At 55.5% G+C, this 8,319-nt stretch carries 10 protein-coding genes and 1 pseudogene; 8 read left to right on the top strand and 3 right to left on the bottom strand.

Features of this window, described 5'->3' with window-relative positions; all coding sequences use genetic code 11:
- Nucleotides 1–53: 53 nt before the first annotated feature.
- Nucleotides 54–1,010, bottom strand: a complete 957-nt coding sequence (locus ACO54Z_RS04905; RefSeq protein WP_485996011.1) for a helix-turn-helix transcriptional regulator — start codon at nt 1,008–1,010, stop codon at nt 54–56.
- A gap of 104 nt (nt 1,011–1,114) precedes the next feature.
- On the opposite strand from ACO54Z_RS04905, the gene asd reads away from it, so the two are divergent.
- Entirely contained in the window at nt 1,115–1,948 is an 834-nt protein-coding gene (asd, locus tag ACO54Z_RS04910; protein WP_485996012.1) for an archaetidylserine decarboxylase, read from the top strand.
- Entirely contained in the window at nt 1,945–2,391 is a 447-nt protein-coding gene (gene rnhA / locus ACO54Z_RS04915; RefSeq protein WP_485996013.1) for a ribonuclease HI, read from the top strand. Before asd ends, rnhA begins: the two co-directional genes overlap by 4 nt.
- A 252-nt stretch (nt 2,392–2,643) precedes the next feature.
- Here the strand turns inward: rnhA and ACO54Z_RS04920 are convergent, their stop codons facing one another.
- A complete protein-coding gene (locus tag ACO54Z_RS04920; RefSeq protein ID WP_485996014.1) occupies nt 2,644–3,468 on the bottom strand; it encodes an SDR family oxidoreductase in 825 nt (274 codons plus the stop codon).
- A 220-nt stretch (nt 3,469–3,688) separates the two neighbouring features.
- Between ACO54Z_RS04920 and ACO54Z_RS04925 the strand changes: the two genes are divergently transcribed.
- From ACO54Z_RS04925 to ACO54Z_RS04935, 3 genes and pseudogenes are all read left to right on the top strand, one after another.
- On the top strand, nt 3,689–4,021 hold the full coding sequence (locus ACO54Z_RS04925; protein ID WP_485996015.1) for an ArsR/SmtB family transcription factor: 333 nt from the start codon (nt 3,689–3,691) through the stop codon (nt 4,019–4,021).
- Nucleotides 4,018–4,593 (top strand): annotated as a pseudogene (locus ACO54Z_RS04930) (NAD-dependent epimerase/dehydratase family protein). Before ACO54Z_RS04925 ends, ACO54Z_RS04930 begins: the two are co-directional and overlap by 4 nt.
- A 62-nt stretch (nt 4,594–4,655) precedes the next feature.
- On the top strand, nt 4,656–5,405 hold the full coding sequence (locus ACO54Z_RS04935; RefSeq protein ID WP_485996016.1) for a hypothetical protein: 750 nt from the start codon (nt 4,656–4,658) through the stop codon (nt 5,403–5,405).
- A gap of 54 nt (nt 5,406–5,459) precedes the next feature.
- Here the strand turns inward: ACO54Z_RS04935 and ACO54Z_RS04940 are convergent, their stop codons facing one another.
- Entirely contained in the window at nt 5,460–5,867 is a 408-nt protein-coding gene (locus ACO54Z_RS04940) for a helix-turn-helix domain-containing protein (protein ID WP_485996017.1), read from the bottom strand.
- A 59-nt stretch (nt 5,868–5,926) separates the two neighbouring features.
- Here ACO54Z_RS04940 and ACO54Z_RS04945 point away from each other — a divergent pair, with 59 nt between their 5' ends.
- From ACO54Z_RS04945 to ACO54Z_RS04955, 3 genes are all read left to right on the top strand, one after another.
- Nucleotides 5,927–6,472, top strand: coding sequence for an NADPH-dependent FMN reductase (locus ACO54Z_RS04945; protein WP_485996018.1), 546 nt, complete (start codon nt 5,927–5,929; stop codon nt 6,470–6,472).
- Nucleotides 6,473–6,617: 145 nt separating this feature from the next.
- Complete coding sequence (locus tag ACO54Z_RS04950; RefSeq protein WP_485996019.1) at nt 6,618–7,814, top strand: NAD(P)-dependent alcohol dehydrogenase; 1,197 nt, start codon at nt 6,618–6,620, stop codon at nt 7,812–7,814.
- Nucleotides 7,815–7,847: 33 nt separating this feature from the next.
- Nucleotides 7,848–8,135, top strand: a complete 288-nt coding sequence (locus tag ACO54Z_RS04955) for a DUF1330 domain-containing protein (RefSeq protein WP_485996020.1) — start codon at nt 7,848–7,850, stop codon at nt 8,133–8,135.
- Nucleotides 8,136–8,319 lie beyond the last annotated feature (184 nt).

Here is an 8,319-nt window from a genome sequence, read left to right on the forward strand (position 1 = left end):
TCCGTTGCTTTTTGTTTGCCCGCCGTTTATCAGCATACATTTTAGGACACCACCTACAGTGGGATTTTTTCGATGTCCCAAATGTCATCGCCGAAGCCGAGCAGCCATTTGTCGAGCAGGTCGCTGTCCACCAGCTCCGCCTGAATGCGGTAATGCTCTTGGTCTTCTTCGAGAATAATCTGGTTTTCCGCGAGTTTGGTTTCGGTGAGGTGGTAGCCAGCGCCGTGGCGGATGCTGAAGGTGAGGCGGATTTTGCTGCCGTCGCCGTAGCCGAAGCGGGCTTCATTGCAGTAGGCGGCGAGGTCAAACGGCGGGCGCTGGAAGGTCATGGTGCTGATGCGCGCCTGCCGGATGCGGTGCACGGCGAGGTGGCGTTTGTCTTCGTAGCCGTCGTACTGGACGACGAGGTAGAGCACGCTGCCCTGTTGTACCAGCGCCAGCGGCATGACGCGCCGGTCGTGTTCGCGGCCAGCCTGGTTGCGGTAGTGGATGTCGAGCCAGCGGTTTTGGTAGAGGGCGCGGCCAATGGTGTCCAGCACGTTTTTGTCTGTCGGCGGTGGCAACAGCGGTTGGCTGGTGGGGACGACGGCGATTTTGCCGAGCCATTCGCGTTCGGGCTTGCCTTCGGCCTCATAGACGAGTTTGCGCTCGGCCTGCGCGAAGAAGGGTTGCACGCTCGCCATGACGTTGGGCGGTAGCAGGTGTTCGAGCTGCGCCTTGGCGAGCATCAGCAGCAGCGATTCTTGTTCGTTGAGGATGGGGATTTCGAGGCCGCGCGCGTAGCTTTCCCAGCGATAGCCATAAGGTTTGCTGCGTTCGTCGCGCTTGATGTCGAAGTGTTCGCTAAGCAAATTCATGTAGCGCTGTACGGTGCGGTCGCTGAGGTTGTAACCCGCATCAGCCAGATGGTTTTGTATGTCTTTCGTGCTGATGGCGCCGACTTTGGGCATTCGGCGCAGGATTTCCAGCAGCGCCATCACGCTGCTCATGTCGTCATTGCGGGGTGCCATGATGTTCTCCCTGAAGTGAAAGGCGGCATTCTAGCAGCGGCGGCATGGCGCACCCGCCACTTTGCCGCTACACTGCGCGCCGTTCGTTACAGAAAGAAACCACCATGAATATCCACCTTTACACCTTGATTCCCCGCCATTTGTCGAGCGCGCTGATGTATCGCCTCGCGCGGGTCAAATCGCGCTTGGTCAAAAACACCATCATCCGCGCCTATATGAAAGCGACCGGCGCCAATACCGATTTTGCCGCCGAGAAAAATCCCTACGCCTACGCGACGCTCAATGATTTCTTCACCCGCGCGCTGGCTGATGGTGCGCGCCCGATTGATGGCGACAACGCCGCCATTGTTAGCCCGGTCGATGGCCGCTGCGCCCATTACGGCACGGTGCAGGACGGCATGACGCTGCAAGCGAAAGGCCTGCCGTACAGCGTCGCCACCCTGCTCGGCAGCGACGAATGGGCGGACGCTTTCGCCGGTGGCAGTACGGCGACGCTGTATCTTGCCCCGGACGATTACCACCGCATTCATATGCCTTGCGATGGCCGCCTGCTCGCGCTGCGCTTCTGTCCCGGCGACAAACACAGCGTGTCGCTGCCGCTGCTTGACCGCATTCCCGGTATCTTTAGCAGCAATGAGCGCGCGGTCTGCCTGTTCGAGACGCCGTTCGGCAAAATGGCGCTGGTGATGGTTGGCGCGCTCAATGTCAGCAGCATCGAAACCGTCTGGCAAGGCGAACTCACCGATCGCGGCAGCCGCAACCTTTATGACTACAGCGCGGAAGAATTGCGCTTTGCCAAAGGCGCGGAAATCGGCCGCTTCAACCTCGGCTCCACCGTGATTCTCTTCTTTGAAAAAGACGTCGTCGGCTGGAAGCGTGATGTATTGGAGCGGGAAGCAAAAATCCGCATGGGCGAACGCATCGCGGAGACGCTATGACCACGCCGCTGCTCATCTATACCGACGGCGCCTGCAAGGGCAATCCCGGCATCGGCGGCTGGGGCGTGCTGCTGTGCTATGGCGACCAACGCAAAACGCTTAACGGCGCCGAAGCGATGACCACCAACAACCGCATGGAGCTGACGGCGGCGATTGCCGCGCTGCGGGCGGTGAAGCGGCCTTGCCCGATTGTGCTGACCACCGACAGCAATTATGTGAAAAACGGCATCACCCAATGGCTTGCCGGCTGGAAACGCAACGGCTGGAAAACTGCCGACAAAAAGGCGGTGAAAAACGTTGACCTGTGGCAGGAGCTGGACGCGCTGGTGAGTCAGCATCAAATTGAATGGCAATGGATAAAAGGGCATAGCGGCCACCCCGGCAATGAAATGGCCGACCAGCTTGCCAATGAGGCAATTGCGGAATTAAGAGCGAAAGGGTAGGGGGAATGTTTTAGACCGGGCGGCTGCCCGGTTTTTTAATATAGCCATCCACCGAAAGCCTCATACGGTGTTGCGTCGCCTCGCCGTACAAATGCGTACTGTCTTCGGCGACGCGCCTTGTCTGAAACTTTCGGTGGATGGCTATAAATCTCCGAATGGTTTCTTTGCAGGCACTTCGCATAAAACGCTGTTTGCAAAATTGCGCTATTTTCTGAATGACAAAAATCCCGCCGCAAATGGCGGGATAAGGTTTTATGGCGTGCCGAAAAAATAATGGGCTGTCGCGCCGCCATCTATCAGGAAATCGCTGCCGCTGATATAGCCGCCATTGCCGCCCATAATAAATTCCGCCAGCGCGCCAATTTCATCCGGGGTGCCGCCGCGTCCGGCGGGCAGGTTGGCGAGCATGGTGCGGTAGAAATCCTTGCGTTCGCCGTTCAGTTCGTCGTTGGCAAGCGGGGTGAAGACGATGCCGGGGCTGATGCAGTTCAGCCGCGCGCCGCGTTTGCCCCAGCGCACCGCTTCGGCGGCGACACGCAGTGCATTGCCGCGCTTGGAGATTTGGTAGGCGCGCAGCGAGTCGGTCTCGTTTTTGACCAGCGGCAGTTCCGCCAATTGCTCCGGCGGCAGGGTGGCGAGCGCGCGCTGGTCGGCCTCATCCAGATTGCCAAGGCGGAAGCCGGACTGTGAGGAGATGACGATGCCGTTGCCGCCCGGCGCGATGACGTCGCCGAAGGCTTCGAGCAAGAGCGCGGTGCCGACCAGATCGACGGCGAAGATGGTCTGCGGCGCGGCTTGTGAGGGCGAAACCCCGGCGGCATTGATGACGGTGTGGACGTCGCCGAGCGTCTGCGCACGGGCAACCAGCGCGGCGATGGAGGCGCGTTCGGCGATATTGACCGCGGCGGTGTGCGTCTGGTAGCCCGCCAGGCGCAGGGTATCGGCGGCGGTGCGGGCGTTTTCTTCGCGCAGGTCGGCGAGCAGGATTTGTTTGCCCATACCGACGCGGCGGACGATGGCCTGGCCGATGGCGCCAGAGCCGACGAGGACGATGACTTGTTGATTGACGGGGTTCATGAGTGTCTCAGGTGGATTGAACGGGTGCATGGTACGCCGCACGGGCGGCGGGATAAATGGCGTGCGCTTGCATGGGGTTGTGAGGCAGATTCAGCAATCGCTGTGGTCTCGTTGAAAAGTCATGAAAATTCATGCAGAAAGCAAAAAAGCGCGCCGCTCGTGTTGAAAGGTTTAAGAACTTAATCCAAAAATACGCTTACATTCTTAAACGGGAGAATCTATGAGCGAGCAAACCATGAATCTGCTGCGCGACTGCCTGCCGATGTTTGAAATGCTCGGCGACGAGAACCGACAAATCATCGCCTCACGCCTGTTTGAACACGGGCGGCTGAACGTCAATGAGCTGACCGAACTGCTGCACCTGTCGCGCCCGGCGGTGTCGCATCATCTGAAACTGCTGCTACAGGCCGGGCTGGTGCAGGTCGCGCAGGAGGGCAAAGAGCGCTATTACTCGCTGGATGCCAATCTTGTCTTGCAGCGATTGCAGGCGCTGACCGCCTCGCTGGCAAACGACATCCTTAATCAACAATTCCAAAAGGGGGAATCTTCATAAAAAATATCGTCATGCTTGGCGGCAATGGTTACATTGGCCGTAACGTTATTGAGCAATGGCTGCAACGCGATATGCAGGCGCAATTTTATGTATTGTCCCGCAGCGGCAAAAATATTCTGCAAGATGTGCGCATTCACAATATCGCGGTGGATGTCAGCGATGCCGCTGCGGTCATGCAAACCTTGCCGGAAACAGTCGATTGCATCATTGATTTCGTCGGCCATCCGGCAAAAGACCCGGCGGAATTCGTTCGCGCCAATGATTTGCCAGCGCAGGTCATGCTGTAAATCGCGCAAGCGAAAAAAGCGAAAGCGATGGGCTTTATCGGCGGCATCCTCGGCCCGAAATCTTTTGTGGAAGGCAAGGCACGGCTGGCGCAAATGCTGAAAGACAGCGGCATTCCCACCGTGGTGGTTGCGCCAACGATTGTTTATGGCAATGGCCGCAGCGATACACTGGCGAAACTGGTACCGCTCTTCAAATTCCTCGAAATATTTGCCAAAAACTTTAAGCCTGTCACCGTGGATGCGGTCGCGCGGGAAATGGTGGACGGCTTAGCAGACAAATTATGAAAATAGCCGTTGTCTCATACAATAAATACTGAACCACATTTTTATCCAATCAGGAACCATAAATGTATCCCACCAGTTATAACGCTGATGTATTCGTTGAAAAAGTCATCCAGCATCCCGAAGTGATGATACCCGTAATGGCAATCGGCATGGGCTTTGGCTTTATCGAATATATTTACTGTGTCATCATGACCCGGCGCAATGGCACATCACCCTTTCCGGTGCATATGCATACCTATTACCTCGCGCATGATTTCCTCTTTGTGCTACTGTTCAAGCAATGGTTTTTTGAATACGATTCCGTTGTCTATCAATTTATGTGGATGGGCATGGCCGCCTTCAATCTCTTTGAAATTTACTCGCTCTACATTACCGTCAAATACGAGCGGCAAGAAGCCCTTGGCAAATATTACGACCAGCCCGTAACCGAACGGCAGGCAACGGCGTGGGTGCTCGGCATGACCCTGTTCTGCTTTGTCCTGATGTGTACCGTGCGCGCATTTACCAATGACAAACTGATGCTCATCGTCTTTATCTCCACCAATGTGATGATGGCCATCAGCCCCGCACTGCTGACCATGCAAAAACGGGTGCGTTACAAACATTCATCGGGGCTGGCATTCTTTATTGTCCTTGGCACCATTGCCACTTTCCTACCGCCCGGTTTGGGGCAATACACCACCGGCGCAGGCGATTTCTTCTCCCGCCCGCTGTTCTATCTTTTGGGTATAGCCTGCACAATCATTGCCATTTGGCATTATTGGGTATTGCGCAAAATGCCCATCAGTCCCGCACCGATACGGCACGCTTAATCCATACGGGAATAAAAAAGCCGCTTGCAGTAATGCAGGCGGCTTTTTCATATTTCATACTGACCGCTCCCGTTCGCGAAACTGCTGCGGGGTTAATGCGGTCTGCTTTTTAAAGAATTTGACGAAATTGGTGGGTTCGCCAAAGCCGAGGCGATAGCCAATCTGGTTCACCGCATCATTACCGTAAGTGAGGAAGCGCTGCGCTTCCAGCAAAATCCGTTCGCCAATCAGCGTTTTGGCGGACTTTCCCAGCAGCGCGAGGCGTCGCGGCTCAGGGTTTTTTCCGTGCAGCCGAGCGTGGCCGCATAAAACGCCACGCTTTTTTCCTGCGCGAAATGCGCTTCCAGCAGTTGCTGAAATCGCACCACCCGCTGCGCCCCGCCGTCGCTCAATAAGCGTCATCCGTCCAAGCGGAGCAGCAGCGGTGGTTTCATTGCCGCAACCTGACGTTGCCCATTTCATACTTGATTGCGCGCACAATGGCCTTAAACTGTCCGCCCCCATTTATTCAGGAGAACATCATGCAAAACATCTTGATTATCGTCGGCAGTCTGGCGAAACAATCCGTCAATCGCACCATCGCACAATACATTGCCGACAAATACCGCGACCAGTTCCACTTTACCTTTGCCGAAATCGGCGACCTGCCGCTTTATACCCAGGACCGGGATGTCGATTCACCCGCTTCATACCAACGTCTGCGCCAACAAATCAAGGCGGCGGACGGCATCCTGCTCATTTCCCCGGAGCATAACCGCAGCATTCCCGCCGCGATGAAAAACGCGATTGACGTCGGCTCCCGCCCGATGGGTGAAAATGCGTGGAATGGCAAGGCGATTGCCATTATTACCGTTTCCCCTTCCTTTGCCGGAGGCATGGCGGCGAATCATGCCCTGCGCACACCGTTTACCGTATTGAATGGCGCGGTCATGCCGTCACCCGAAACCTATTTCGGCAGCATTCACCAATCCTTGAATGAACAGGGCGAACTGGTCGGCGAATACGTTACCAATACCATTGAAAAATTCATGCAGTCATTCAAACAATGGATAGCGCGTTTTACCTGATACAGGCATTCTTTTTCGTGCTTCCAGGGCTACCGGCAACGGTAGCCTTTTTTATGGCCATATTATCTGCACAATAATTGCCTGTATTTGCCGCCGGAATTTCAGTACACTGCGCCGCTTTCACCCACCATCAGGAGAATCTCCGATGAATGAAATCAGCCCGCAACGCCGCATTCTCGTCCAAAGTCTGGCGGCTGCCGGCATCTTGATGAGCGCATTCGGTATTAACCGCGCCGCTTCGGCCAGCGGCAATAGCAGCCTGAATTACAAGACGCTTATTCCTGCCGAAGGCTATGCCTTCAGCGATTATTCCGGCAAATTGCACAAAATTACCTTCCAGCGCCGCCCGGTCGGCGATGACGATGTCGCCATTGAAATCCGTTATTGCGGCGTCTGCCATAGCGACGTGCATACCGCGCATGGCGTTTGGGGCAAACAGCAGGCGATGCCGCAAGTGACCGGCCACGAAATTGCCGGCGTGGTTGCGGCGGTCGGCAAAAACGTCAGCCGCTTCAAAGTGGGCGACCGCGTCGGCGTTGGCTGTTTTGTCGATTCCTGCGGGCATTGCGCCGAATGCCGGAGCGAGCAGGAACAATATTGCATCACCGATGGCGGCGCGGTATTCACTTACGGCTATCCGACTTCGGAAGCGCGCGATCCTGGCGGCTTTACCCAAGGCGGTTATTCCAATCGCATCGTCGTCAAAGAACGATTTGTAGCTTCCATTCCTGAAGTATTGCCGCTGGAAGTGGCTGCCCCGATGCTTTGTTCGGCCGTCACCGCATATTCACCGCTGAAACATTGGCATATTGGCAAAGGCAGCAAAATTGGTGTGCAGGGATTGGGCGGCGTCGGCCATATGGCGGTGCAAATTGCCACCGCATTGGGCGCGGAAGTCGTGGTTTTCACCACCTCCGCCGACAAGGCAGAAGATGCCAAACGCTTTGGCGCGGTGAATGTAGTGGTGAATTATGACGAAGAAAAAATGGCGCAATACCGCCGCCAACTGGATTTTGTTTTCTCCACCGTACCCTATCAATTCGAGATAGACCCGATATTGCTCACGCTGAAAGTGGGCGGCACGATGTGCCTGATTGGCGTCGGCGATGTCAGCAAGGTTAATGGCATCAATCCGATGACGACCGCACTGAACCGTGTCAATTTTGCCGGTTCACTAACCGGCTCGATGAAAGAAATCAACGAAGTACTGAATTTCTGTGCGGAACACAAAATCGCCGCGCAAATTCAGACCATCAAGCCCGACCAGATTGAGCAATACTGGAATGACGTGATTGAGAAAAAAGCGCGCTACCGTTATGTGATTGACATGGCGGCGCTGTAAAACAAACCAGTAAACAAAGAAAAGGAAATACCCGTGTCTGCTTATATGATTTTTATCCGTGACAAAATGCTGGACGCCAATCAATATGCCCAATATCTGCAAACGGCCGCACCGACGCTGGCGGCTTACGGCGGTGAAATTCTGGTATTGAACGGCGCCAATCAAGCTTTGGAAGGTGCACCGATTGATGGCGCGGTCGTCTTGCGTTTCCCCGATATGGCATCTGCCCGCGCGTGGTACGACAGCCCCGAATATGCGGCGGTGAAAGACCAGCGTATTGCCGCGACCGAAGGACGCGCCATCTTGGTGGAAAGTCTGTAAACACTCGCCACGCATCAAAAAACCGCCTGAATGCCCAATGCTTCAGGCGGTTCTTTTATTAGTTCTCTTTCCAAATCAGGCAAAGGTATACGTTTTTGGAATTTGTATCCCTGCCCCCACCCCAGCCCTCCCCCACGGGGGAGGGAGCCGTTCTGCGGCAGATTTAAATAACTGCTGTCGTATC

The sequence above is a fragment of the Cardiobacterium sp. genome (assembly GCF_057314735.1).

What these genes read in the sequence shown, in the direction of transcription:
- ACO54Z_RS04925 (WP_485996015.1), top strand. Translation starts at nt 3,689, where the DNA reads ATGAGCGAGCAAACCATGAATCTGCTGCGCGACTGCCTGCCGATGTTT.
- ACO54Z_RS04940 (WP_485996017.1), bottom strand. Translation starts at nt 5,867, where the DNA reads ATGAAATGGGCAACGTCAGGTTGCGGCAATGAAACCACCGCTGCTGCT.
- rnhA (WP_485996013.1), top strand. Translation starts at nt 1,945, where the DNA reads ATGACCACGCCGCTGCTCATCTATACCGACGGCGCCTGCAAGGGCAAT.
- ACO54Z_RS04920 (WP_485996014.1), bottom strand. Translation starts at nt 3,468, where the DNA reads ATGAACCCCGTCAATCAACAAGTCATCGTCCTCGTCGGCTCTGGCGCC.
- ACO54Z_RS04935 (WP_485996016.1), top strand. Translation starts at nt 4,656, where the DNA reads ATGTATCCCACCAGTTATAACGCTGATGTATTCGTTGAAAAAGTCATC.
- ACO54Z_RS04945 (WP_485996018.1), top strand. Translation starts at nt 5,927, where the DNA reads ATGCAAAACATCTTGATTATCGTCGGCAGTCTGGCGAAACAATCCGTC.
- asd (WP_485996012.1), top strand. Translation starts at nt 1,115, where the DNA reads ATGAATATCCACCTTTACACCTTGATTCCCCGCCATTTGTCGAGCGCG.
- ACO54Z_RS04950 (WP_485996019.1), top strand. Translation starts at nt 6,618, where the DNA reads ATGAATGAAATCAGCCCGCAACGCCGCATTCTCGTCCAAAGTCTGGCG.
- ACO54Z_RS04905 (WP_485996011.1), bottom strand. Translation starts at nt 1,010, where the DNA reads ATGGCACCCCGCAATGACGACATGAGCAGCGTGATGGCGCTGCTGGAA.